A 24571-nucleotide genomic window follows, 5' to 3' on the forward strand; every position below is an offset into this window, starting at 1 on the left:
CGTCGAGCAGCCGCTCGGCCACCTCCTTGCGCAACGTCCCGATCGGGGTCAGCACCCCGAGCCCGCGGATCGCGGCGGTCAGGGCGTCGACCCGGTCGCGCATCGCCAACCCCGACGTCGCGGCCACATCCACCAGCGACAAGGTCGCCGTGCCCGACGGGTTCGCCTGCAGGATCAACCGCCCGTTGCGCCGCGCCCGCGCTTCCCGGCGTGCGGCCCAGTCCGGGTCGAGCTCGATGACGACCTGCTCGATGCGGTCGATCAGCTCCCCCACCGTCATTCCTGCGGCGACGGGCAGCAGCACGTCACCGACATGGCGGGCGAGGTCGTCGGGGACGTCGCGCGTCCACTCACACAACCGGGACGCCCGGGCCACGTCCAGCCGGCCCTCCCACACCGCCTGACCGACCGCGGGGAGGCGCGTCTCGAGATCGTCAGCGAGTCCGAGCTTGCGGGTGGCCATCGACCGCGACCAGCACAGCACCGCCGCGACCTCGTCGCCGGAGAACTCGTCACAACCCGAGTACCGCTCCGTCGAGCCCGCCCGGGCCCGACCCAGGTGGTGCATCGCCGTCAACGTCCGGGACTCCGCGCGGGCCTGCTGACGAGCACACGCGCGCAGGAACGCTGCGAGGTCCTCGCCCGACAGCGCCGCCGCCGACAGCTCCTCCAACACCGCGTCGAGCTCCGGACCCGGACCCAGACCGTCCAGGACCGCAGCCACCGCGAGGCGCTGATCCTGGCCGATGCTCACGAACAGGACGCTAGCCCCGCCCCCCGACAGTCCCGGCCCGAGAACGGCCCGAGCGGGACCAGGAGAGGTCACGGAACGGTCACCATCCCTGACACTCTCGAGAGACGCTTCTATGGGTTGTCAAGGAGTGTGGGCCTGGCTGAGGGCCTTGTGGACTTCTCGGGCGATGTAGCGCTTGAGGCAGCGGCGGATTTCGGGGTTGGTCTTGCCGGTAGCGCGTCGGCGCGTGATGTAGGCCTGGGTGCGTGGGCAGGTCTTCCAGCGGGCGACTGCGATGGTGTGCAGGGCGCGGTTGAGGGCGCGGTCGCCGCCGGGGTTGAAGCGGTGGCGTTCCTGCCGGCCGCTGGAGGCGTCGAGTGGGCTGGCCCCGGCCAGCACGGCGAACGCGGCCTCGTTGCGGCAGCGTCCGGGATGCGACCAGGACACGATGATCTGGGCGGCGCTGACCGGGCCGATGCCGTGGCGTTCGAGCAGGCCGGGGACGAGGTCGGTGACGATCTCGCGCAGGGCGCGGTTGTTGGTGGTGATGTCGCGCTCGAGGTCGCGGATGCGGGTGGCTAGGCGACGGGCCTCGCTGCGGCGCACGGCCTGCTCGCGGGTCTCACCGCGTCGAGCGCGGCGGCGGATGATCGTCTCGAGGTCGGTGGTGGTGAACCAGCGGCGCGGGTTGAGCGTGCGGTCGGTGTCGCTGCCGGTGACCAGCAGAGCGCGCAGTTGGTTGACCGCTCGGGTCTTGCCCACGGCGAGTTCGTCGCGGGCGCGCAGCAAGATGGGCAGCGCCTCCCGGTCCCCGTCGGCGCGTGGGGTCGCCAGGGCGGCCAGGTTGCCGTTCTCGAGAGCCTCGAGGACCTGGCGGGCGGCCAGCCGGGCGTCGATGGTGTCGGACTTGCCGCGGCGTCGAGCCCGCCGGGTGGGCTGCTCGACCTCGAAGACCTGCACCCCGCCGGCGCCCAGCGCCCGGCTCAGCCCGGCTCCGTAGCTGCGCGTGCCCTCGACCCCGGCCAGCACCTGCAGGGTCGGGACGTGAGCGGCCACCCAGGCCAGCGCCTCGGCATGTCCCTCGGCGGTGTTGGCCACCGCGATGCGGGCCAGGCTGGCGCCGCGCACCGAGAGCAGCTCCAGACTGTGGGTGTCGCGGTGCGTGTCGGCGCCCAGCACCGCGTCGATGGCGAGCTCGTCGGCCCGTCCTCGCGGTTCGACCCGCTCACGCGCGGGGTCTGCCACCATCGTCATACCGGGCTCCGTCCAACTCGAGGGTTCGGGACGGCGCCGGCCTGGGTGGAGTCACACACGGCAAATCTGTGACGGGCCACGACCCTGGTGTCAGCAGGGGCGGGACAGGCTTCTATCAGGCCAGTGAGTGGGCCAGGCCGGCGCCGGCGCACCCGGGGACAGGTCTCTCGCAAGGCACGTCTGACGACGGCCAGATCAACATCGAGCCACCCGGGTCCACCGACCCCGATCCTGGCAGCGGACCAGACCGGAACCGCTGAGCAGCACCTTCACAGATCGACATGGAGAGCAGCCGTGTGTTCCTCTGCTGCCGTGACGTCCACGGCGATGGAGGGCGGCGGCCGGTACAACGAGCACGCGTCGGCGCAGGCGGCGTCCGCGACGTACGCCCTCGACCTGCTCCGGGCCGCGGCGAGCAGCGCCCCCATCGGGCCGGCGGGGACGGTCACGGTGGCCGACTACGGGGCCTCGGAGGGCCGCAACTCGCTGGCCCCGATGACCGCCGCCGTGACCGCGATCCGCGAGACGCGCGGCGCGGACCAGCCGGTCTGGGTGATCCACACGGACCTGCCCGACAACGACTTCGCGTCGCTCTTCCGGGTCGTCGCCGACGACCCCGGCACCTACCGGCGCCCCGGCGTCCACACGGCCGCGGTCGGACGGTCGTTCTACGAGCAGCTGCTCCCCGACGCGTCGGTGGGCCTGGGCTGGAGCTCGATCGCCGTCCACTGGCTGAGCGCCGTCCCGGGCCCGCTCGACGGCTTCTGGTTCACCTCGGCGAGCCCGGACCAGGACGACGTCTGGGCCCGCGCCGGCGCCGCGGACTGGCGGGCGTTCCTCGCGGCACGGGCCGCGGAGATGCAGCCGGGCGCCCGGCTCGTCGTGGTCGTGGGTGCCGCGCACGGTGACGGGCGGGAGCGCCGCTCCGGGGCGGAGCGCGCGATGGACGAGGTGGCGCGGGGCCTGGACGCCTTGGTCGAGCGCGGGGTCGTCACCGCCGCCGAGCGGGCCGCAATGGTGATCCCGGCCTGGTACCGCACCGCCGCCGAGTGGCAGGCCCCGTTCACCGAGGGCTGTGGCCTGGCCCTCGAGGAGCTGCGGTTCGTCGACCTCGGCGATCCGCTGTGGCAACAGAGCGGGCCCGACGCCTACCCCGCCGCGGTGGGCGCGGCGCTGCGCGTGTCGTTCGGCCCGTCCCTGCTCCAGGACCTCGACCCCGACCGGCGCGCCACCGTGGCCACCGAGCTGTTCGACGGCCACCTCGCCCGGGCGATCGCCGCGCAGCCGCCGGGGCCGTGGTTCGCCTGGCGGCTCGCCGTGATGGCGATCGCGAAGCCCGGCTGATCAGCGGGCGTAGCGCTCGCGGGCCCGCTCGCGGGCCTTCTGCGCCTCGACCTCGCGGTCCTTCGGGGGTGCGGTGGTCACCAGCTCGTCGAGCAGGGTGCGGGTGCTCGCCGTGATCTCGGCGACGGCGCGGGCGAACGCGTCCTCGTTGGCCTTCGAGGGCTTCGCCGCTCCGCTGATCTTGCGGACGAACTGCAGGGCGGCCTCGTGCACCTCGTGGTCGGTGGCCGGGGGCTCGAAGTTGTGCAGGACCCGGATGTTGCGGCACATGCCCGCGATCGTGCCGCACCCCGTCGATCAGTCCCAGACGATGACCTGACGACCGACGACGTCGCCCCGGCCCAGGGCCTCGAGGTTCTCGTTGACGTCGTCGAACTTCACCTCGGTCACGGTGTGCTGCACGTGGCCGGCCGCGGCGAGCGCGAGGACCTCGGTGAGATCGTTGTGATTGCCCCAGAAGGAGCCGAAGTAGGACAGCTCGGTGGCGACCGACGGGAACTGCGGGACGGTGATGCGCTCGCCCATGAGGCCCACGCACGCGAGCGCACCCTCCGCGGCCAGCAGCGAGAACGCCATGGAGGTGGACTCCTCGGCGCCGGCGCAGTCCAGGACGGCGTGCACCGAGCGCTCCCCGGTGAGCCGCTCGAGCTCGTCCCGGACCTCCTCCACCGACCGGTCACGGGTGTTGACGACGTGGTCGGCGCCGCGGTCGGTGGCGACCGCCAGCTTCTCGTCGGTGCGGCCGAAGGCGACGACCGTCGCCCCGCCGCCGAGGAGCTTCGCGTACTGCACCCCGTAGCTGCCCAGCCCGCCGATGCCGTTGACGACGACGGTGCGGCCCGCGCCGAGCTTGCCCGCGTCGCGCAGCTTCTTCATCCCGCGGTACGGCGTGAGCCCGGCGTCGGTCAGGGGCGCCAGCGCCGACGGCGCCGGGACGTCGGTGCCGGGGATGCGGACGAGGTGCCGGTACGGCACGACGACGTACTCGGCGAACCCGCCGGGCGGCCCGAAGCCCAGCAGGGCGCCGTCGCCGGTGCAGAGCTGCTCGTTGCCCTCGTGGCACTGCCGGCACGTGCCGTCGCCCCAGTTGGCGTCGACGACCACGAGCTCGCCCTCCGCGAGACCGGCGGCGTCGGGGACGTCGGCGCCGGTCTCGGCCACCCGACCCGCCACCTCGTGGCCCGGGATCGCGGGCAGCTCCATCGGCAGGCCGTCGCGGAAGTAGCCGTCGAGCAGCTGGTAGTCGCTGCGGCACATCCCCGTCGCCGCCACCTTGACCAGCACCTCGTCCCGGCCGGGGCGGGGCACCGGCACCTCCTCGAGCCGCAGCGGCTCGCGGTAACCGTGCATCCGTGCTGCCCGCATCTGCATGACGCCGACGCTAGGAGGCGATCGCGCGCCCGCATTGGATCCGCGTGCCACCGGAGCGGGACGTCCGCGCCGATCCGCCGGCGCGCCCGCCCCGCGGCCCTACCGTCCGGTCCGTGACCGACGACGGGGACACCGACGAGCACGACGCCGGGCTCGATGCAGGGGCCCATCCCCGCCTGTCCGCCGGGCAGGTGGCGCACGTGCGGCGGTACGGCACCGTGGAGGACGTCGACCCGGACGTCGTGCTCTACCGGCGCGGCGACCGCGCGTTCGACTTCTTCCTCGTGCTGCACGGGGCCATCGAGGTCCGCCAGGAGCCCGGTGCGGCGACACCGGAGGTCGTCACCGTCTACCGGGACGGGCAGTTCACCGGCGAGCTGGCCCTGCTGAACGGCCAGGGCTCGCTGGTCGGCACGGTCACGGTCGCGCCCACCCGCGTCGTCCGGCTCCGGCGGGCCCAGCTGCGCCGCGCGATGGCCGACGAGCCGGAGCTGGGCCGGGTGGTGCTGGGCGCGTTCCAGGCCCGGCGGCTCGGCTACATCGCGCGTGCCCAGGGCACCGTGGTGGTGGCCGGACCGCCGGCGGACCCGGCGACGCTGGCCCTCCTGCGCTTCCTGCAGCGCAACGACCAGCCCACGCGCGTCCTCGACCCGGCGGCGACGGGCGCGGCGGCGGAGCTAGCCGCCCTCGGGGTCGACCGCTCGGCGCGGATGCCGGTGGTCGTCCACCGACGCGGCGAGTACCTGGAGGCCCCGACGATCGGTGCCGTCGCGGAGCGCATCGGCCTGGACGAGCCGCTCGACGACCTCGGGGTAGCGGACGTCGCGGTGGTCGGCGCCGGTCCGGCCGGCCTGGCCGCCGCGGTCTACGCCGCGTCCGAAGGGCTGGCGACGGTCGTGCTCGAGCGCGAGGCGCCCGGCGGCCAGGCCGGGCGCTCCTCGCTGATCGAGAACTACCCGGGCTTCCCGCTCGGGCTCAGCGGGCACGAGCTCGCCCGCTCCGCACAGGTGCAGGCCCACAAGTTCGGGGCCCGGATCGTGCTGCCGCGCCGGGTGGCGCGGCTCGACTGCTCCGGCTCGCCCTTCGTGCTGCACCTCGCCGACGGTGACGTCGTCGCGGCGCGGACGGTGGTGGTCGCGACCGGCGCCCACTACCGCCGGCCCGACCTGCCCGAGCTGGACCGCTTCGAGGGCGCCGGCGTCCACTATGCGGCCTCGGCGCTGGAGGCGGCGCTGTGTGCCGGGGAGGAGGCGGTGGTGGTCGGCGGGGCGAACTCCGCGGGTCAGGCGGCCATGTACCTGTCCCGGCACGCGGCGCACGTCCACGTCCTCGTGCGCGGTCCGGGGCTCTCGGCGGGCATGTCGGAGTACCTGTCACGGCGCCTCGAGGCGTCCGAGGACGTCACGGTCCATCCCTGCACCGAGATCACCGCGCTCGAGGGCGACCGGCGCCTGGAGCGCGTCCGCGTCACCGACCGCCGCACGGGGTCCTCGACCACGATCACGACGGCCGCGGTGTTCCTCATGGTGGGCGGCGAGCCGAACACCGGGTGGCTGCAGGGCTGCCTGGAGCTCGACGACCACGGCTTCGTGCGCGTCGGGCCGGCCGTGGCCCGGACCGCCGACGGCTCACCCGCCGACCCGTTCGCCACCAGCGTGCCCGGGGTGTTCGCCGTCGGCGACGTGCGCGCCGGCTCGGTGAAGCGGGTCGCGTCGGCCGTCGGCGACGGAGCCGTCGTCGTCTCCGCCGTGCACCGCCACCTCACAGACTCCGCAGGAACGCCGCCGGCGTCGTCCCGTACGTCCCGCGGAACTGCCGGGTGAAGTGGCTGGAGTCCGCGAAGCGCCACCGGGCGGCGACGTCCGCGACGCGGGCCGACGCGCCCGCCGTCACCAGCTCGCGGCGTGCCTCGTGCAGGCGCCGCCGGCGCACGTAGCCCATCACCGAGTCGCCCTCGGAGGAGAACGACCGGTGCAGCGTGCGCGGCGAGACGCCCAGCTGGCGGGCGAGCAGGGCGGGGGTGACGTCGCGGTCGCGCAGGTGGCGGTCGATGAACCGCCGGGCCAGCACGACGGTCGCGCGGGCGTGCTCGTGGGCCTCCGCCCCCGGCCGCCCGGCGAGCACCCCGGCGAGCAGGCTCAGGGTGGCGTCCTGCGCGGCCCGGGCGCCCTCGTCCGACAGCGCCACCGTGCCGGTGAGCATCTCGAGGTAGGACACGAGGAAGCGCACGTCGGGGGTGTCGTCCTCGACGTGGCACGGGGGGAGCGCGCCGTGCCGGTGGCCCAGCAGCACCGCCCGCGGCACGAGCAGCCACCGCGTGACGGTGGCGTGCGCGGACCAGAACCGCCACGGCCGCGCGGTGTCGCGCACGGCCAGCTGACCGGGCCCGATCGAGAAGGTGCTCGGGCCGGAGAACCACACCCGTCCGGCGAGGACGTACTGCACGACGACGGGGTCGCGCCCGGCGCCGTTGCCCGAGACGCCCGTGACGCGGTCGGTGCGCTGGCGGGCGCACGTGAGGTCGCCGAGCACGCAGCCGTCGGTCTCGAAGCGGAACTCGCGGCGCCCGGCGTACGGCGGCAGGGCGAGGTCCCGGCAGTGGGCGAGCATCGGCGGGCGCCAGTCGCGCAGGTGCCGCAGCGCCTCCTCCCGCGTCGGCGCGGTGATCCGCAGCGAGGCCCGCAGGGGCGCGGGGGCCGCCACCTCAGACCACCGCCTCAGGCCGCCGGGCTCGGGACGGGCGCGGGTGGGCGCGACGCCGCCCGCACCAGGCGCGGCTCCAGCGAGCGGACCAGCGCCGACTCGACGAGCTCGACGTCGAGCGCGCCCAGGTCGTCGGCGATGAACCCGTAGAGCGCGCGGATGTCGGGCGCGCGCACCGTGAGCTGGACGTTGACCGTGCCGGTGGTGACGTGGGCGGTCGTCACCCACGGGTGCCCGGCGAGCGCGCGGCCGGTCTCCGCGAGCCGGCCGGGGGCGGCCCGCGCCCAGAACCGGGCGCACAGCGGCAGCCCGACCAGCGCCGGGTCGACGACGGCCTGGGTGTGCAGGAGGCCGGTGCTCGTGAGGCGCCGCACGCGGCGCCGGGCCGCCGACTCCGAGATGCCGGTCCGTGTGGCCAGCGCGGCCGCGGACGCCCGCCCGTCCCACCGCAGCAGCTGCAGGAGGCGGTCGTCGAGCTCGTCGGGGGGCGGGCCCGGCGCCGGCGGCGGGGGCGTCAGTCCCGCCCGCTCCTCGGCGTCGAGGACCCCGAGGCGCCACTGCCACGGGCTGACGTGGCTGTGCAGCACCGTCGAGCGCATCCCGCCCGCGGTGCGCGGGGGCTCGTCCGGCGCCGCCGCGCCGATCACCACGGTGACGTCCTCGTCCCCGACGTCGACCTGCTGGGCGTCCGGGCGGGCGAGGAACCGGCCCGCCGCGGCGCGCCGGTCGCCGCGGGCGACCCGGACCCGGACGACCGCGGCGCCCGGACCCCACCCGCCGGCCGGGGCGGCCACGACGTGGAGCACACCGGCCTGCGCCATTGCCGACCAGCGGCGGCGCACCGTCGCGGCCGGGATCCCCAGGACCGACGCCACGTGCTCGGCGGGGAGCCGCCCGTCGCACTGCAGGGCGGCGAGCAGGCGCCGGTCCCGCAGCGTCGGCGGTGGCGGCGTCATGCCCGTGAGGATCGGCCCGCGGACCTCCTGCCGGCATCCGCCACCGGCCGGTGCGTCCGCGCCGGCCGGCCGGTCAGAGGGTCGGCACCATGCCTCCGTCGCAGCGCAGCGCGGTGCCGGTGATGTAGGCGGCCGGGACGCTGCACAGGAACGCGGCGGCGGCGCCGAACTCGTCGGGGTCGCCGTAGCGGCCGACGGGGATCGTCGCGCGGACGTCGGCCTCGACGTCCTCACGGGGGCGGCCGGTGCGCTCGGCGACCGCCGTGTCGATCTGCTCGGCGCGCGGGGTGGCGATGCGGCCGGGCAGCAGCGAGTTGACCGTGACCCCGGAGGCCGCCACCTCCGTCGCCAGGGTCTTGAGGTGCCCGGCCAGCGCCGCCCGCGCCAGGTTCGACAGCCCGAGGCCGGGGATCGGCGCCTCGATGCTGGTGGAGCTGATGCTCAGCACCCGGCCCCACCCGCGGCGGACCATCTCGGGCAGGGCCAGCTCCAGGAGGACCTGGTGCGGGACGACGAGGGTGTCGATCGCGCTGCGGATGCCGTCGGCGTCGACGTCGCGGGCGGTGCCCGGCGGCGGGCCGGGCCCGTTGAGCACCAGGATGTCGGGTGATCCGACCTGGTCGACGGTGGCCGCGAACAGCTCCTCGGCGCCGCCCGGCGCGACCAGGTCGGCGCCGATGCCCATCGCGCCCGGCAGCCCGTCGGCCACCTCCCGCGCCCGGTCGGCGGACCGGCCCGAGACGACGACGCGCGCGCCGTCCCGCGCCAGCGCCGCGGCGGTGGCGCGGCCGAGACCGGAGGTGGAGGCGCACACCAGCGCCGCCCGGCCGGCGAGACCCAGGTCCATACCCGGCAGCCTAGGAGGCCGCCCCCGCGCCCTGCGGCAGCGGCGCGCGCGGGTCGACGAGGCCCTCGCGGCGCAGGTCGGCCCAGAACGCGGCCGGCACCTCCTCGGCCAGCGCCCGGCTGTCCTCCGGCACGCGCTCGGGTCGGGTCGTCCCAGGGATCACGACCCGCGATGCCGGGTGGGCCAGGGAGAACTGCAGGGCCGCGGCCTTCACCCCGACGCCGTGGGCCGCGGCGACGGCGGCGATCAGCCGGGCGCGCGCCGTCGCGACGTCCGAGGCCGGGGCGTACTCGAAGTGGTCGCCCCCGGCCAGGAGCCCGGAGCTGTAGGGCGCACCGATCACGACCTGGACGCCCTGCGCGGCCGCCTGCGGCATCAGCCGGTCCAGCGCGGCCGCGTGGTCCAGGAGGCTGTAGCTGCCCGCGACGAGGAAGACGTCCGGGGTCGCCTCCTCCAGCCCGAGGGCCAGCTCCAGCGGCGCCACCCGGTTGGTGCCGATGCCCCACCCGGCGATGACGCCCTCCTCGCGCAGCCGCGTGAGGGCACGGAACGCGCCGGTGCGGGCGCTCTCGAACGCGCCGAGCCAGCCGTCGCCGTGGAAGTCCTGGGCGATGTCGTGCACGTAGACGATGTCCACGCTGTCGACGCCGAGGCGCTCGAGGCTGTCGTCGAGCGAGCGCTGCACGCCGTCGGCGCTGTAGTCGTAGACGAAGTCGTTCGGCCGGCCGTGCGCGAAGATTTCGTCGCTGGACCCGATCTCGCGCCGGTCGTCGGTGATGACGCGGCCGACCTTGGTGGAGAGCGTGAACGAGTCCCGGGGACGGGCCGAGAGGAGCCGGCCGAGGCGCTGCTCGGCCAGCCCCATCCCGTAGAAGGGCGCGGTGTCGTAGTAGCGCACACCGGCGTCCCAGGCGGCCTCGAGGACGGCGTCCGCCTCGTCCTCACCGACGTCGCGGAACATGTTGCCCAGCGGGGCGGTGCCGAGCCCGATGCGGGCGGGGAGCGTCACGGTCACGGTCGGACCTCTCTGGTGTCGTCCGCCCACGTCACGGCGTGCCGAGCGTGGACCGGATGGCCTCGTCGCCGCCCTCGGCGTGGAGCGCGCGCACGGCCTTCTTGTCGTACTTCCCGACCCCGCTCTTGGGGATCTCCGCGACGAACACGAAGCGGTCGGGGATGGACCACTTCGCGAAGTCCTGCGCGAGATGGGTCTTGAGGTCCTCCTCGGTGAGGGAACCGTTGCGGGGCACGACGCAGGCCAGGGGCCGCTCGAGCCACTTCTCGTCGGGGATGTTGACGACGGTGGCCTACCGGACGTCCGGGTGCGCCATGAGCGCGTTCTCCAGGTCGATCGAGGAGATCCACTCGCCGCCGGACTTGATGAGGTCCTTCGCGCGGTCCTTGAGCACCACGTAGCCGTCGGCGTCGACGGCGCCGATGTCGCCCGTGCGGAACCAGCCGTCGACCATGCTCTCGGCCGTCCGCTCGTCGGCGAAGTAGGCGCTGGCCGTGAACGGGGAGCGGACCCACAGGTCGCCCACGCTCTCGCCGTCCCACGGCTGCTCGCTGCCGTCCTCGCCGACCACCCGGATCTGGACGAGGGGCAGCGGCAGCCCCTGCTTCTGCCGCAGGGCGCGCAGGTCGTCCTCGTCGGCGGTCGCGCGCAGGGTGCTCTTCACGCCGGAGAAGCAGATCTGCGGGCTGTTCTCCGTCATCCCCCAGCCCTGGGTGATGGTGGTGCCGCGCTCGCCCCACCACTGCATGATCGCCGTCGACGGGGCCTGGCCGCCCAGCCACATCGTGCGCAGCGTGGAGAGGTCGTGGTCGCGGTCGGACTCCTCGACGGCGTCGCGCAGCAGGGTGCCGACCGTGACCGCGGCGTTGATCCCCGTGACCCCCAGGTCCTCGACGGCGGCGACGAGGTCGGTCGGCTTCGGGTGCACGCCGGGCAGGACGAGGGTGGCGCCCTGCAGCAGGGCGGCGTGGGGGATGTTCCAGCCGTTGACGTGGAACATCGGGGCGACCTCGAGCCACACCTGGTCCTCGCGCAGGCCCAGGTCGTCGGTCAGGCCCAGGCACAGGGCCTGCAGGACCATCGCGCGGTGGCTGTAGACCACGCCCTTCGGGTCGCCCGTGGTCGCCGAGGTGAAGCAGATGGCGGCCGCCTCGTGCTCGTCGAACTCCGGGTACTCGTAGTCGTCGGACTCCGCGGCGAGCAGCTCCTCGTAGGAGTGGACCGGCGCGAGCGACGTCTCGGGCACCGGGCCGTCGCCCATCACCACGAAGGCCCGCACGGTGGGGATCCCCAGCTCGACGAGCTCCTCGACGACGGGGATCTGGTCGGGGTCGACGAAGAGCACCGAGTCGCCGACGTGGTCGATCGTGAAGCGCTGCTGCTCGCGGAACAGGCGCAGGTTCACGGTGTGCAGGACGGCGCCGGTGGCGGGCACCGCGAAGTAGGTCTCCAGGTGGCGGTGGTGGTTCCAGCCCAGCGTGCCCACGCGGTCGCCGTGCCGGACCCCGAGGCGCCACAGCGCGTTGGCGAGCCGGCGCACCCGCTGCCCGTACTCGCGGTAGGTGTACGAGTGGTACCCGCCGTCGTCGAGCCGGGTGTGGATCCGCTTGTCGCCGAAGAGCCGCTCGGTGCGCCACAGCAGCGAGCTCAGCAGCAGCTGGCGGTCCATCATGAGCCCGTTCACGATGCGCTCCCCGGCATGGTCCCGGGCACGGTCCCGGGCGCGGCGAAGACGCGCGTCAGGTAGTCGTCGGCGCCGCCGGCCTCGTCGGGCTCGCCGGGCGGGTCCACGATCCCGGCCAGGGTGCGGGCCAGGCCCCGCTTGAGGTCGAGCTGCATCCCGCGCCCGATCTGGACGCGCTGCGACTGGGGCGAGCCCGCGCCGTGCAGCGACTCGGTGAGGTACCCGACGGCGTTGCGCCCGAGCGTCATGTTCTCGATGAGCCGCAGGATCCGCAGCCGCTCCTCGGTGTCGACGTCCGCGCGGCCCTGCAGGATGCGGTGCAGCAGCGCGCCGATCTCGCCGTGCTGCAGGTCGAGCTCCGAGGGCATCGTGACGACCAGACCGCCGGCGAGGTCCTGGGCGATGCGCCCGAGCTCGTAGGGGACCTTCGTGACGTGGTGCTTGCAGACGTTGGCGAGCATGTCGTCGCACAGGTACGCGCCCGACCGGGTCGGCCGGCCCTGGTGGCTCGCGGCGATGCCCGCGCCGTAGACCGTCTCGTTGAGGTGGGTCATCTCGACGAGCTTGTCCTTGACGTGGGAGCTGCCGTCCACGCCGTTGTCGGCCGCCGCCTGGGCCGCGGCGCCGATGAGCACGTCGCCGACGCCGGTCTTGCAGACGTAGCTGCGGCGGTGGTACGTGGTGAAGCGCTCGACGAGCATCGAGGCGAACTCGGTCTCGCCGTCCATGAACAGCAGCTCGTTCGGCACGAAGACGTCCTCGAAGACGACCAGCGCCTCCTGGCCCGCGTACGCGGCGTTGCCCTGGTCCATCGTCCCCGGCTCGGCGCTGCGGGTGTCGCAGGACTGTCGGCCGTAGACGTAGGTGATGCCCGGCGCGTCGACCGGCACGGCGCCGACCACCGCGAAGTCGCGGTCGTCGGGCGTCATCCGCATGGTCGGCATGACGACCATCCAGTGCGAGTTCACGCAGCCGGTCTGGTGCGCCTTCGCGCCGCTGACGTGGACGCCCTCGGCGGTGCGGCGGGTGACCCGCAGGAACACCTCCGGCTCGGGCTGGCGGTGCGGCGGCAGCGACCGGTCGCCCTTGGCGTCGGTCATCGCGCCGCCGACCACGAGGTTCCCCTCGTGCATCCGCGTCAGGAACGCCCGGAGTCGCTCGTGGTAGCCCGTGCCGTGGGCCTCGTCGATCTCGTAGGTCACCGAGTAGAGGGCGTTGAACGCGTCCATGCCCACGCAGCGCTGGAAGCAGGTGCCGGTGAGCTGGCCGAGCTTGCGCTGCATCTTGTTCTGCAGCACCAGGTCGTCGGCGCTCGTGCAGATGTTGAGGAACCGGCTGACCCGCTGGCCGGTGAAGGGGGAGACGACCGTGGCGAGCTCGGGGTGCGACCGGGCCAGGTCGTAGGTCGCGGCGACGGCGTTCACCGAGGGCCGGATCACCGGGTGGTCGACGGGCTCGGCGATGCGCTCGCCCATGTACCAGACGTCGAGACCCCGCCCGCGCAGGCTCTCGCGATAGGCGTCACCGGTCTCGATCCTCGGGACGCGCTCCGTGTCGAGCATGGTGGTGCCCCCTCCGTGGTCCGGCTGCTGTCCTCGGCGAGGAAGTCGACTGCGGCGGGGCGCGGCCGGTCCAGCGGTCGCCCTGCGCGGCGACCGGTTCGCGCACCCGGGCGCGCCGCCGCGGCCGTTCCGTCCCGCGGCGGGCCGTCGGGCGCGCGGAACGTGCACCACGCGGGCGCCGGCCGGCGGGGGCCGGCGGGCACCCCGACCGGACCCGGCGACCACCGGCCGGTCGGACCGGCCACCGGCGGATGCGGGCGCCGCGCGCGGACCCCGACCCTCCCGCCATGCACACCGCCGCCTACCGGTCCCAGTGCGAGGCCGAGGAGCACCGCCACGACGCGTCCCGCGCCGGCCCGCGACCGGGACTGACGCTGTTCGCGCTGGCGCTGGGCACGTTCGCGATCGGCACGGGGGAGTTCGGCAGCAACGGCATCATCCAGCTCTTCGCCTCCGACCTGGAGGTCTCGCTCCCGCTCGCGACCTACGCGGTGACGGCGTACGCGGTGGGCGTGATGATCGGCTCGCCGGTGATCACCGTCGTCGCCGCGCGCTACAACCGCCGCAACCTGCTGCTGTTCCTGGTGGGCCTGTTCGTCGTCGGCAACGTGCTGTCGGCGCTGTCCGCGAGCCTCGGCATGCTCATCGCCGCGCGTTTCGTCACGGGCACCGTGCAGGGCGCCTACTTCGGCGCGGGCGCGGTGGTGGCCGCGTACGTCTACGGGCCCGGCAACGGCGGCCGCGCGTTCGCCACCGTCATGGGCGGCCTCACCGTCGCGACGATCATCGGCTCACCGCTGGGCACGTTCGTCGGGCAGCTCGCGGGGTGGCGGGCGATGTACCTGGTGGTCGTGGTGATCGCCCTGCTCGCGGGGGCCGCGCTGATGGCGTGGGTGCCGCGCACCGACGCGCTGGCCGGCAGCTCGGTCGCCCAGGAGCTCGGTGCCCTGCGCCGGCCCATGGTGTGGGTGGTGACGGCCGTCGCCGGGCTCGGCATCTCGAGCATCTTCGCCGTCTACACCTTCATCGCCCCGTACATCACCGACGCCACCGGCTCGAGCCCCGCGCTCATCCCGATCGCGCTCGGCGTCTTCGGGCTCGGCATGGCGGTGGGCAACCAGGTCGGCGGCCGGCTGGCCGACCGCTTCGCCTACCGCGGCCTGGTGTCCGGCTACGCCCTCGTGCTGGTGTTCCTGGTGGTCATCGCCCTCGGGGGGTCCAGCCTGGCCGTGCTGCTGCCGGCCCTGTTCTTCGTCGGGGCGACGATGATGATGGCCATCCCGACCATCCAGGTGCTGCTCACCAGCTACGCGCCCGAGGCACCCACCCTGATGGGGGCGGTGAACCTCGCCGCGCTCAACCTCGCGAACGCGCTGGGCGCGATCGGCGGCTCGATCGTGCTGGGCATCGGGCTCGGCACCCTGTCCACCGCCTGGGCCGGCCTCGTCCTGACCCTGGCCGGGCTCGTGCTGTTCGCCCTCACCGTGCCGCGCTTCCCCCCGCCGCGGCCCGCGGCTCCCCGAGGGCCCGCCCGAGCTGGGTCCGCGAGCTGATGCCGAGCTTGGCGTAGGCGTTGCGGAGGTGGTGCTGGACGGTCCGGGCACTCAGCGACAGCCGCGTCGCGATCTGGGGGTTGGTCAGCCCGTCCGCGGCCAGGGCGGCGACCTCGGCCTCCTGCGGTGTCAGCGTGCCGCCCGGGCGCCCGGACCCGTGGTCGCCGACCGCCCGGAGCTCGCGCGCCGCGCGCTCGGCGAACCCCGCCGCCCCGGTCTCGGTGAACAGCCGGGCCGCCCGGCCCAGGTGGTCCCGCGCCTCGGCCCGGCTGCGCCGCCGGCGCAGCCACTCGCCATACGCCAGGTGCGTGCGGGCCAGCTCGGTGCGTCCTCGCACCCGCGAGAGGTGCTCCACCGAGCGCTCGTAGTGCGCGCGCGCCCCGTCGCCGTCGCGGCGCAGGGCCCGCACGCGCTCGGCGACACCGAGGCTCCACGGGGTCGCGGTGAGGCGGGCGCGCTCGTCCGCCCACGCCTCGGCGGCGGCGAGGTCCGCGGCGTGGCCGGTCCGCGCCGCCGCGTCGGCCAGCTCGGGGAGCACCATCGGGCCGAGGGAGAACCAGTCGTCGCGGAACACGGGCGCGATCGCCCGGTGGGCGCCCTCGGCGTCACCGCGGGCGTTGCCGGCGACGGCGTCCGCGTACGCCACCCAGACCCGGGTGCGGGGCCCGGCGCCGGGCCGCCGGAGCTCCGCGGCGAGCCGGGACGCGGTGTCGTGCTCCCCGGCCCAGGCGGTGACGATCAGCTCGACCTCGGCGAAGGAGGCCGGGTCGGTGGGGGCGAGCGCCCGGCCCTCGTCGAGGGTCCGCCGGGCCGCGTGGACGTCCTCGACGAGCACGAGGTGCCGGACGTGCGCGCGGTAGAGGCGGCGCAGCACCCCGAGGGCGCCCTCGCGGCGGGCCGGCCCGGCGACGCGGTCGAACAGCGTCGTGCCCGCGGCGGCGTCCCAGAGCTCGTCGGCGAGCCAGAGGGCCGACCAGGAGGGGCCCGACGCGGCCACCGTGCCGGGGTCGGCCAGGAGGGCGTCGAGGGCGCGGCGCAGCAGCGGCAGCGCGGCGTCGGGACCCTCGAGGCCGCGCGCCCGCAGGCCCGCGACCAGGAGGTCGGTCGCCGGACCGGCCGGGCCGGGCCGGTCGTCCCCGAGGACCGACGTCGCCTCCCGGACCAGCGCGGCCCGCCCCGGCGCGGCGGTCCACGTCGCGGTGACGACGGCGTCGAGCACCGCGTCGTGCGCGGCGGGCAGGCCGCACGCCGCCAGCCGACGGGCGGCGTCGGCGAGCAGGTGCACGGCGTCCGGGCCGGTGGTGCGCTCCTGCGCGACCCGGCCGCGCAGGAGGGCGGCCCGGGCGGCCTGGTCGGCGTCGAGGGCGTCGTCCCCGGCGGCGTCGAGGAGGGCGAGGGCCCGGTCGTCGTCACCCGCCTCCCGGGCGAGCTCCGCCGCGGCGACCAGGCGGTCCGCGCGGGCCCGGCGGGCGGGGCTCAGCGACGCGGCGCGCTCCAGGAACGCGGTGGCGGCGGCGAGCCCGCCGCGGGACCGGGCCCGGCGGGACGACCGCTCGAGCTGGCGCGCGGTCTCGTCGTCCGGCCCGACGACCGCCTGCGCGCGGTGCCAGGCACGGCGGTCCGGGTCGGTGTCCGGGTCGGTCACCTCCTCGAGCGCGAGGTGGACGAGACGGCGCTGCTCCGGTGACGCCCCGCGGTAGATCGCGGAGCGGGCCAGGGGATGGGTGAACCGCACCCGCGGGCCGATCTCGAGCAGCTGCTCCTCCACCGCCGGGACGATCGCCTGCGGGCCGAGCCCGAGGCACGCCGCCGCCGCCCGCAGCAGCGCCGGCTCGCCGACGGGGTCGGCGGCCGCGAGCAGGAGCAGCGTCCGGGCGGACACGGGCAGCTCGGCGAGGCGGCGGCGGTAGCTCTCCTCGATCCGATCCGACAGCGGCGTCACGCCGGGCAGGGCGAAGCCGCCGGCGAGCTCCGCGGGGTCCATGCCGCGGGGGAGCTCCAGCAGCGCCAGGGGGTTGCCCGCGGTCTCGGCGACCATCTGGCGGCGCACGGCGTCGTCGAGCGGCGCCCGCAGCGCACCGTCGAGCAGGGTGAGCGCGTCGGGCGTGGCGAGGCCCCGCACCTCGAGCCGCGGCAGCCCGTCCAGCTCGGGCACCGCGTCCCGCGACGCGACGACGGCACCCACCGGATCGGTCGCCCAGCGCCGCGCCATCGACGACAGGACCGACACCGTGTCCTGGTCGAGCCACTGGACGTCGTCGACGAGGCACACCACGGGCCGGTCGGCCGCGAGCGCCCGCAGCAGGTCGAGGGCGCCGAGCGCGACCATCAGACGGTCCGGGGGCTCGCCGTCGTCGAGCCCGAGGACCACGCGCAGCGCGGCGCGCCGCGGCGCGGGCAACCGGTCGACGCGGGCGACCTCGGGACCGAGCAGCTGGTGCAGCCCGGCGAACGCCAGCTCCATCTCCGACTGGATGCCGGTCACCCGCAGCACCCGCACCCCGCTCGCGGCGGCCGTCGCGGCGGCGTGGTCCAGCAGGGCGCTCTTGCCGATCCCGGGCTCCCCGAGGAGCACCAGGGCCCGGCCGCGGGCTCCGCGGACCGCGTCCAGCACGGCGTCCACGGCGCGCTGCTCGGCGGCACGGCCGATCAGGCGCGTCCCGCCCGGCTCAGGCATCGTCCGGGGGCCCGAGCGCCCCGGCCAGCTCGTGCCGCGAGCCGATGCCGAGCTTGGAGAAGACCTTGCGCAGGTGGTACTGCACGGTGCGGGGGCTGAGGTAGAGGCGGGCGCCGATCTCGGGGTTCGTCAGACCGTCCGCGGCGAGCCGGGCCACGCCGCGCTCCTGGGCGGTCAGGGCCCGGTCGCCGGCCTCGGCGACGACCGCGGCGGCACCGGTCGCGCGCAGCGCCCGGGTCGCCCGCGCCGCGAACGCGCCGGCGCCCATGGCGAGGTAGGCCTGTTCGGCCTGCCGCAGGTGGTGGCGGGCGTCCGCGCGCGCTCCCCGCCGGCGCAGCCACTCGCCGCACAGCAGGTGCGACCGCGCCACCTCGGCCGTCACCGACGCCGCGAGGAGGTGGTCGATCGAGAGCCGGAAGTGCTCCCCGGCCGCGTCACCGTCGGTGGTCAGGGCCCGGACCCGCTCGGCGAGACCGATCGACCAGGGGGTCGGCGCGGCCGCCACCTGCTGCTCCATCCAGTCCCGTGCGCGCACGAGCTCCGCGGTCGCCCCCGTCTGGGCGGCGGCGTCGACCAGCTCCGGGAGGATCCACGGGCCCATCGCGAAGAAGTCGCGCTCGAAGAGCGGGACGACCCGACGCAACGCCGCGTCCGCCCGGCCCGCGGCGTTGTCGAGGACCGTCTCGGCGTAGTCGGCGAGGAGGGTGTCGAGCGATCCCATCGAGGCGCCGGGCGGCCCCGCGCCGTCCCCGCGCACCGCCCGGGCGAGCCGGCGCGTCTCGTCCTCGTCCCCGGCCCAGGCGGCGACCATCAGCCGGGTCTGCACCCACGGGGCAGCGCCCGAGGCCTGGGCGATCGACTGCCCCTCCTCCACGGCGAGCCGGGCACCGTCGACGTCGCCCTCGGCGACCTTCAGCAGGGGGCGGTGGGCGAGCGCACCGTGCAGGAGGGTCAGCGCGCCGTGGCTGCGCGCGACGTCGATGTGGGTGGTGATGAGCAGCCGCCGCGCGGGGGCGTCCCAGAGCTCGTTGGGCAGCGAGAGGATCCCCCACAGCGTGGCCAGCGACGACACCATGGGCGGGTCGGGAGCCCGGGCGTCGGCCACCGCTGCATCGAGGGCGCGGCGCAGCGCCGGGGCGGCGGCGGTGAAGCCGTGGGTGACGCGGGCGAGACGGGCCTCGAGGAGCAGGTCGAGCGTGCTGTCGGGGTCGACGTCGTCGAGAATCCTCGCGGCGCCGACCAGGTCGGCCTTCTGGTCCTCCTCCAGGACGAACATCGCCGCCATGACCGCCTCGAGCAGGGTGGCGTGCGCCTGGCTGCCGGTCCGGAGCCGGTGCGCGGCGGTGACGAGGAGTCGGACGCCGTCGCTGCCGTGGTGGCGGCCCAGGGCGATGACGCCGCGGGCGAGGACGATCGCCGCGGCCTGCTCCTCGCTCACCGGCCCGGCCTCGGCCGCGTCGAGCAGCACGAGGGCGCGGTCGAGCGCGCCCGCGTCCCGCAGCAGGGCGGCGGCCTCGATCAGCCGCCGGACGCGACGGGCCGGGTCGGCGGTGAGGACGGCCGCGCGGTCGAGGAAGGTCGCGGCGGCGGCGACGCCCCCGCGGGCCTCGGCGCGCCGGGCGGAGCGTTCCAGGGCGGCCGCGGCGGCCTCGTCGGGCCCGACGACGGCCTGGGCGGCGTGCCAGGCCCGCCGGTCGGGGTCCTGGTCGGGATCGGTGACCGCGGCCAGGGCGCCGTGGGCGCGGCGCCGGGCCTCGTCGTCCGCGCCGCGGTAGATCGCGGACCGCGCCAGCGGGTGGCGGAACTCGACGCGGGCGCCCACCGTCAGCAGGCCGGCGGCCACCGCGGGGGAGAGGGCCTCGTGGGGCAGGCCCAGGTGGTCGGCGGCCTGCCACAGCACGGTCGGGTCCCCGACGACGTCGGCCGCGGCGACCACGACGAGCTGCCGCGAGTCCGCGGGCAGCGCGACGAGCCGGCGGCGGTAGCCGGCCTCGAGGTGCTCGGCGAGCGGCGCCGCGCCCGGGAGGCCGAACCCGCCGCCGAGGTCGGTGGCGGACACGCCTCGCGACAGCTCGAGCAGCGCGAGGGGGTTGCCGCGCGTCTCGGTCACCAGCAGGTGCCGGACCGCCGGGTCGAGGGGCGCGGCCACCGCACGGTCGAGCAGGGCGCCGGCGTCCGCGGTGCGCAGCCCGGTGACCGTGACCAGGGGCAGCCCGGCGAGCTCGGGGCCGACCTCCCGGGCGGCGAACACGAGGCCGACCGCCTCGGCCCGGAGCCGGCGTGCCGTGAAGGACAGCGCCCGGACCGACTCGCGGTCGAGCCACTGCGCGTCGTCGACGACGCACAGCAGCGGCGCGTCGGTCGAGAGGTCGGACAGCACGCCCAGCACGGCGAGCGCCACCAGCAGCGGGTTGGCCGGGTGGTCGCCGAGCCCGAGCGCCCCGAGCAGGGCCGCCCGCTGGGGCGGCGGGAGCCGCTCGGCCCGGTCGGACACCCCGCCGAGCAGCTGGTGGAGCCCCGCGAAGGGCAGCTCCATCTCGGCCTGCACCCCGGTCACCCGCAGGACGCGCACGTCGCCCTCCGCGCGGTGGGCGAGGTCGTCGACGAGCGCGGACTTGCCGATGCCGGGCTCCCCGGCCAGGACCACGGCGCGGCCCTGCCCGCCCCGGACCGCCCGGACCAGGGCGTCGAGCGCAGCACGCTCGGGCTCGCGGCCGAGGAGCGGCGGGCTGGTCGCCGCGCCGTGCGCGGCCGTGAGGGTCACCGACCTCGTCGACGCTCGCCGGCCATGTGCGCCCCCTTCCGGCACACACCGTAGGTGAGCGCGATCCCGGCACGCACCCCCTCGCCCGTCAGTCGGGGAGGAGGGGGTCCAGCTCGTCGATGGTGAGCAGGAGCCCGTCCGGGCTGACCAGCTGGAGGCGGCGCCCGGACGCCCGGTCGCTCGGGGGCCGGGTGATCGTGGCGCCGCGCGCCCGCAGCCGGGCCTCGACCTCCTCGAGGGGGTCGGTGGACTCGAAGCCCAGCTCGACCGCGTTCTGGCACTGGTCGGGGTAGGGCGGGTGGGCCAGCAGCCCGAGCCGCGCGTCCCCGATCTCCATCACCACCCGGTCGACGTCCCGGCTGCCGTCGACCACGCGGGCGCCGAGCAGCTCGTAGAACGCGAGGGAGGCGGCCAGGTCCGCGACGTGCACCATCGGGCGCAGCCGCACCCCGGAGCCTTCGTTCCGGTCGGTCACGGTGTCCTCCTGGAGGTCGTGCTCGTCCTCGGGGTCGGGCCCCGGCTACTGCCGGGCGGCCCGGCGCACACCGCGGCGGGCGGCGTCGCCGCCGCGGGCGGCGCCGACCCCGAGCAGGTGCAGGCCGCCGGCGGCGACCAGTCCCACGGCGCGCCCGGTCAGCCGGACGGGGTTGAGCGCCCGTGCGAGCCCGTCGAGGGGCGCGGCCGCGGCCTCGGTGATCGTGTGCACGCGGCGCCCGACGCGGTCCGCGGCGGTCTCGACCTGCTCGCCGAGACCCTCGCCGAGGGTCGCCGCGCGGTCGGCGCCGGCCGCGAGCCCCGCGCCCGCCCGGCGGGCGGTGTCCTCGGCGCGGGCGGTGGCCCGGCGGCCCGCGGCGCGGGCCTCGCCGGCGACCTGGCGGGCGGTGCGGTCGACCTGGTCGCGGACCTGCGCGCCGGTCGTCCGCGCGATGGCGGCGGCGTCCTCGGCGGCGGCGTCGAGGTCCTTCTCGCCGCGGGCGTAGGCGTCGATCTCCGCGCCGATGCCCGCGGCGCCCGCGTCGGCGGTGGCGGCCGCGCGGGCGGCGCCGGTGCGCGTCTCGCCCACCACCTTCTTCGCGGTCACCGACGCGTCGTCGGCGACCTCGCCGGCGGCGTCGGACACCTCGCCGGCCGCGGCCGTCGCCGTCGCGCGGGCACCGGTGGCGGTGGCGGACGCCGCGAGGGCGGCGGCGATGCGGTCGGTGTCGGTGGCGCCGCCCGGCACGGTGCGGGACACCCGGAAGGCGCCGTCGCTGCCGTGCACCACGACCTCGCCGCCACCGTCGTTGGCGACGATCTCCACGGCGCGCTGGACGGCCTCCGCCTGGGTCGGGGTCTTCGCGCTGGGGCGCTGGGCGTTCGGCTTCTCGACGGCCCAGCCGTCAGTGGTCGGGGTGACGTGGCGATCGGACATGAGAGGTCCTTCCTGGTCAGGGCCTGGGGGGAGGGGTGGCGGCGCGTCAGGCGACGCGCTCGGTGCCGCGCGCACGCCCGGTGCGCAGCAGCAGGCGGGTGGACAGGGCGGGGACCGCCAGCGCGGTGCGCAGCCGGGGCAGGGCGTGCTCCTCGAGGTGCGCGACGGCGGCGCGGGGGTCGCCGGTGGCGTCGAGCTCGAGCTCGACGTCGAGGGCCGGGTCGGGGGCGCCGCGCACCAGCCGCACGGCGGCGTCGCCGATCGCGGGGTGCGCGGTCAGGTCGGCCCGCACGGCGTCGGCGGCCACCCCGCCGGGGACGGTGGTGGTGCCGGGGGCCGGGCCCGCGGCGGGCACGGACCACGTGCTGGCGGCCGGGCGCCGGCGGGCCTGGGCGACCAGCCAGCGCAGGCCGGCCAGGGCCACGACGACGCCGGCGACGGCCGCGACCCACGCCCACCACGACGGCACCGGCGACGGCGCGGTGAGCACCGGACGGTCCGCGGCGACGAGGGGCAGGCGCCCGGTCGCGATCCCCGCGACGAGCAGGGCGGCCGCGATCAGCACCAGCCCGGCGAGGGCCAGCAGCCAGCGGTTGAGACGGGCGGGCGGGTTGGTGGCGGGGCGGCGGGCCATGGTGGTCAGCCCTCCTTCCGGGTCGAGGAGACGCCGACGCGCAGGCGGGGGCGACGGGCGAGCCCGAGGGCGTCGAGGTCGCCCGCCACCGCGGCGGTCAGTGCCTCGCGGACCGGGGCGGTGCCGGCGCGGTGGGTCCGGGCCGCCACGCGGACGCGGCTGCGGCGCACGCGCACGGAGGCACGCTCGACGCCCTCGACGGCGAGCGCGCGCCGGCGCAGGCGCGTGGCCAGGTCGTGGCGGTGCCAGCCGCCCGTGACCACGCCGGCGCCGTGCGGGTCCGCCGGGCCGGCGGGCCGGGTGGCCAGCGGCAGCACGTGAGTGCGCCCCGGGACCACCCCGGCGACGAGCAGGACGAGGCCGAGCACCGCGGCGACGCCGGCGGCGACCAGGACGGCGGGGGCCTGCCAGGTCAGCAGGCCGAGCACGCCGGTGACGGTGTCGAGCGCGACCAGCGGGGTGCGCCCGAGCAGGGTCTGCACGGCGCTGGTCGCGGCCAGCGCGCCGACCGCGACGAGCACGAGCGCGGTGAGCAGGGCCGGGAGCGTGCGGCGGGAGTGGCGTGTCACGCGACCACCCGCCCGGTCCGGGGGGTGTCGGCCGCCACGAGCGTCGCCACCTCGACGTCGACGCGGTCGACCTCGAGGCCCGCGAGCTCGCGGACGCGGGCGACCACGTGGTCGCGCACGGCGTCGGCGGTCGCCGCGACCGGCGTCGGGTAGGTGACGTCCAGGGTGAGGCCGACGTCGAGCCGGCCCTCGCCGCGCCGGACGCGGGCACGGGCCCGGCGCCCGAGGGGGAGGCCGCCGGCGGCGGGGACGGTGACGCCCTCCACCTCACCGGCGGCCGCGTCGACGAGCCGGGCCACGACGCCGTCGGCGATCGTGAGCTCGCCGCGCTCGGCGGCGGGGGTGGTCGGGACGGTCGCGGCGGTCATCGGCGGATCCGATCTCGATCGGAGCCGGCGCCGCGCAGCTGCTCGGTGAGCTCGGTGAGGTCGAGCCGCCCGTCGGCCCAGCGGCCGACGAGCAGGCCGAGGCCGCCGAGGACGAGCACGACGAGGAAGGCGCCGAAGCCGCCGAAGGCGCCGGCGAATCCGAGGGCCACGCCGGCGGCGAGACCGAGGACGGTGTTGGTGGTGATCACGGGGACCTCCTGGGGCGGGAGCGGGACGGGGGGTCAGGCGACGTCGGCGACGTCGACGTCGACGGGGTGGCCGGGGGCGCGGACCGCGACCGCGTCGCGGACCTGGTCGATCAGCCGCGACAGCGGGGCGCCGTAGCGGGCGGCGACGGTCACGCTGATGCGTGCCGGGCCGCCGCTGCGCAGGCCGATCCGGATGCCGACCACCCGCCGGCCGGGCAGCAGCGTGGCGGCGGTCCCGTGGTCGCCGGCGACCAGGCCGGCGACCAGCGGGCACGCGCACACCGCCGCCGCGACCTGGTCGACGTCGACCCCGGCGACCACGGCGTGGTCGCCGCCGACGTGCTGACCGGGCCCGGCGGGGCGGGTCACCGGACCCGGGCCGTCGTCGCGGCCGCGTCGTCGTCGCTCCCGTCGTCGTCGCCGGGCAGGTGCAGGTCGACGACGTTGACGTTGACCTCGACCACCTCGAGCCCGGTCATCTGCGAGACCGAGGAGATGACGTTGCGCCGGATCGACCGCGCGAGCTCGGCGATGCCGACGCCGTACTCGACGACGACGGTCAGGTCGACGGCGGCCTGGCGCTCGCCGACCTCGACCGAGACACCCTGGGTGGTGGAGGAGCGGCCGCCGGGGATGCGCTCGGTGATGGCGCCGAAGGCGCGGGCGGCGCTGCTGCCGAAGCCGTGCACACCCGGGATCTCGCGGGCGGCGAGGCCGGCGATCTTGGCGACGACACCGTCGGCGATGGTGGTGCGGCCCGTGCTGCTCTCCAGCGGCGACGGTCCCGTCGCGCGCGCCGGGGACGGCGAGGTGGTGGACGGGGCCGCGACGTTGTCGGCTGTGCGCGGGGTGGGGCTGGGGGTGGCCGGGGTGCTCATCGTGTCCTCCCGCTCGACGGGGACCACGGCGCCGCCCGG

At 76.4% G+C, this 24571-nt stretch carries 23 protein-coding genes and 1 pseudogene; 3 read left to right on the plus strand and 21 right to left on the minus strand.

Annotation, left to right across the window (positions count from 1 at the left end):
• Together ABD994_RS12420 and ABD994_RS12425 are read right to left on the minus strand one after the other, a co-directional pair.
• Window positions 1-754: DUF222 domain-containing protein (locus ABD994_RS12420; protein WP_345414666.1), on the minus strand; the 754-nt coding region annotated here is incomplete at its 3' end.
• Between the two features lie 120 nt (window positions 755-874).
• Window positions 875-1987, minus strand: a complete 1113-nt coding sequence (locus tag ABD994_RS12425) for an IS110 family transposase (RefSeq protein ID WP_345414669.1) — start codon at window positions 1985-1987, stop codon at window positions 875-877.
• Between the two features lie 312 nt (window positions 1988-2299).
• Here ABD994_RS12425 and ABD994_RS12430 point away from each other — a divergent pair, with 312 nt between their 5' ends.
• Window positions 2300-3331 (plus strand): class I SAM-dependent methyltransferase, encoded by a 1032-nt coding sequence (locus tag ABD994_RS12430; RefSeq protein WP_345414671.1) that lies wholly within the window; start codon window positions 2300-2302, stop codon window positions 3329-3331.
• Here the strand turns inward: ABD994_RS12430 and ABD994_RS12435 are convergent, their stop codons facing one another.
• The gene (locus ABD994_RS12435) at window positions 3332-3601 is read right to left on the minus strand and encodes a DUF2277 domain-containing protein (protein ID WP_345414673.1); all 270 of its coding nucleotides are present in this window, start codon (window positions 3599-3601) and stop codon (window positions 3332-3334) included.
• Between the two features lie 27 nt (window positions 3602-3628).
• Complete coding sequence (locus ABD994_RS12440) at window positions 3629-4702, minus strand: NAD(P)-dependent alcohol dehydrogenase (protein ID WP_345414676.1); 1074 nt, start codon at window positions 4700-4702, stop codon at window positions 3629-3631.
• Between the two features lie 113 nt (window positions 4703-4815).
• Between ABD994_RS12440 and ABD994_RS12445 the strand changes: the two genes are divergently transcribed.
• Entirely contained in the window at window positions 4816-6525 is a 1710-nt protein-coding gene (locus tag ABD994_RS12445; RefSeq protein ID WP_345414678.1) for an FAD-dependent oxidoreductase, read from the plus strand.
• Here the strand turns inward: ABD994_RS12445 and ABD994_RS12450 are convergent.
• The 7 genes and pseudogenes from ABD994_RS12450 to ABD994_RS12480 all read right to left on the minus strand — a co-directional run bounded on the left by ABD994_RS12450 (window position 6464) and on the right by ABD994_RS12480 (window position 13469).
• On the minus strand, window positions 6464-7405 hold the full coding sequence (locus ABD994_RS12450; protein ID WP_345414680.1) for a helix-turn-helix domain-containing protein: 942 nt from the start codon (window positions 7403-7405) through the stop codon (window positions 6464-6466). The genes ABD994_RS12445 and ABD994_RS12450 overlap by 62 nt on opposite strands.
• A gap of 14 nt (window positions 7406-7419) precedes the next feature.
• A complete protein-coding gene (locus tag ABD994_RS12455; protein ID WP_345414682.1) occupies window positions 7420-8361 on the minus strand; it encodes an AsnC family transcriptional regulator in 942 nt (313 codons plus the stop codon).
• 73 nt (window positions 8362-8434) lie between these two features.
• On the minus strand, window positions 8435-9208 hold the full coding sequence (locus ABD994_RS12460; protein WP_345414685.1) for an SDR family oxidoreductase: 774 nt from the start codon (window positions 9206-9208) through the stop codon (window positions 8435-8437).
• 10 nt (window positions 9209-9218) lie between these two features.
• Window positions 9219-10223 carry an aldo/keto reductase gene (locus tag ABD994_RS12465; RefSeq protein ID WP_345414687.1) on the minus strand — a complete coding sequence of 335 codons (1005 nt, stop codon included), beginning with the start codon at window positions 10221-10223 and terminating at the stop codon, window positions 9219-9221.
• Between the two features lie 31 nt (window positions 10224-10254).
• Window positions 10255-10503, minus strand: a pseudogene (locus ABD994_RS12470) (AMP-binding enzyme); the annotation flags it as partial.
• 12 nt (window positions 10504-10515) lie between these two features.
• Entirely contained in the window at window positions 10516-11907 is a 1392-nt protein-coding gene (locus ABD994_RS12475; protein ID WP_345414690.1) for an AMP-binding protein, read from the minus strand.
• A complete protein-coding gene (locus tag ABD994_RS12480; protein WP_345414692.1) occupies window positions 11904-13469 on the minus strand; it encodes a 4-hydroxyphenylacetate 3-hydroxylase family protein in 1566 nt (521 codons plus the stop codon). The genes ABD994_RS12475 and ABD994_RS12480 overlap by 4 nt, the downstream gene beginning before the upstream one ends.
• 287 nt (window positions 13470-13756) lie before the next feature.
• On the opposite strand from ABD994_RS12480, the gene ABD994_RS12485 reads away from it, so the two are divergent.
• On the plus strand, window positions 13757-15022 hold the full coding sequence (locus tag ABD994_RS12485; RefSeq protein ID WP_345414694.1) for an MFS transporter: 1266 nt from the start codon (window positions 13757-13759) through the stop codon (window positions 15020-15022).
• Here ABD994_RS12485 and ABD994_RS12490 read toward each other — a convergent pair.
• The 10 genes from ABD994_RS12490 to ABD994_RS12535 all read right to left on the minus strand — a co-directional run bounded on the left by ABD994_RS12490 (window position 14949) and on the right by ABD994_RS12535 (window position 24532).
• The gene (locus ABD994_RS12490) at window positions 14949-17699 is read right to left on the minus strand and encodes an AAA family ATPase (protein ID WP_345414696.1); all 2751 of its coding nucleotides are present in this window, start codon (window positions 17697-17699) and stop codon (window positions 14949-14951) included. The two genes, ABD994_RS12485 and ABD994_RS12490, sit on opposite strands and share 74 nt — an antisense overlap.
• Entirely contained in the window at window positions 17692-20463 is a 2772-nt protein-coding gene (locus tag ABD994_RS12495; protein WP_345414699.1) for an ATP-binding protein, read from the minus strand. Before ABD994_RS12495 ends, ABD994_RS12490 begins: the two co-directional genes overlap by 8 nt.
• Before the next feature lie 88 nt (window positions 20464-20551).
• Window positions 20552-20938: a VOC family protein gene (locus ABD994_RS12500; protein WP_345414701.1), complete on the minus strand. Its 387-nt coding sequence runs from the start codon at window positions 20936-20938 to the stop codon at window positions 20552-20554.
• A gap of 45 nt (window positions 20939-20983) precedes the next feature.
• Window positions 20984-21874, minus strand: a complete 891-nt coding sequence (locus ABD994_RS12505) for a DUF2188 domain-containing protein (protein WP_345414703.1) — start codon at window positions 21872-21874, stop codon at window positions 20984-20986.
• Window positions 21875-21920: 46 nt separating this feature from the next.
• The gene (locus ABD994_RS12510) at window positions 21921-22508 is read right to left on the minus strand and encodes a hypothetical protein (RefSeq protein ID WP_345414706.1); all 588 of its coding nucleotides are present in this window, start codon (window positions 22506-22508) and stop codon (window positions 21921-21923) included.
• A gap of 5 nt (window positions 22509-22513) precedes the next feature.
• Window positions 22514-23077: a DUF6286 domain-containing protein gene (locus tag ABD994_RS12515; RefSeq protein WP_345414709.1), complete on the minus strand. Its 564-nt coding sequence runs from the start codon at window positions 23075-23077 to the stop codon at window positions 22514-22516.
• Window positions 23074-23445 carry an Asp23/Gls24 family envelope stress response protein gene (locus ABD994_RS12520; RefSeq protein ID WP_345414713.1) on the minus strand — a complete coding sequence of 124 codons (372 nt, stop codon included), beginning with the start codon at window positions 23443-23445 and terminating at the stop codon, window positions 23074-23076. Before ABD994_RS12520 ends, ABD994_RS12515 begins: the two co-directional genes overlap by 4 nt.
• Window positions 23442-23654, minus strand: coding sequence for a DUF2273 domain-containing protein (locus ABD994_RS12525; protein WP_345414716.1), 213 nt, complete (start codon window positions 23652-23654; stop codon window positions 23442-23444). Before ABD994_RS12525 ends, ABD994_RS12520 begins: the two co-directional genes overlap by 4 nt.
• 33 nt (window positions 23655-23687) lie before the next feature.
• Window positions 23688-24023, minus strand: coding sequence for a hypothetical protein (locus ABD994_RS12530; protein ID WP_345414720.1), 336 nt, complete (start codon window positions 24021-24023; stop codon window positions 23688-23690).
• The gene (locus tag ABD994_RS12535; RefSeq protein WP_345414723.1) at window positions 24020-24532 is read right to left on the minus strand and encodes an Asp23/Gls24 family envelope stress response protein; all 513 of its coding nucleotides are present in this window, start codon (window positions 24530-24532) and stop codon (window positions 24020-24022) included. Before ABD994_RS12535 ends, ABD994_RS12530 begins: the two co-directional genes overlap by 4 nt.
• Window positions 24533-24571: the final 39 nt, after the last annotated feature.

The sequence above is a fragment of the Actinomycetospora chlora genome, from assembly GCF_039542135.1.
In the GTDB taxonomy this organism is placed as follows: domain Bacteria; phylum Actinomycetota; class Actinomycetes; order Mycobacteriales; family Pseudonocardiaceae; genus Actinomycetospora; species Actinomycetospora chlora.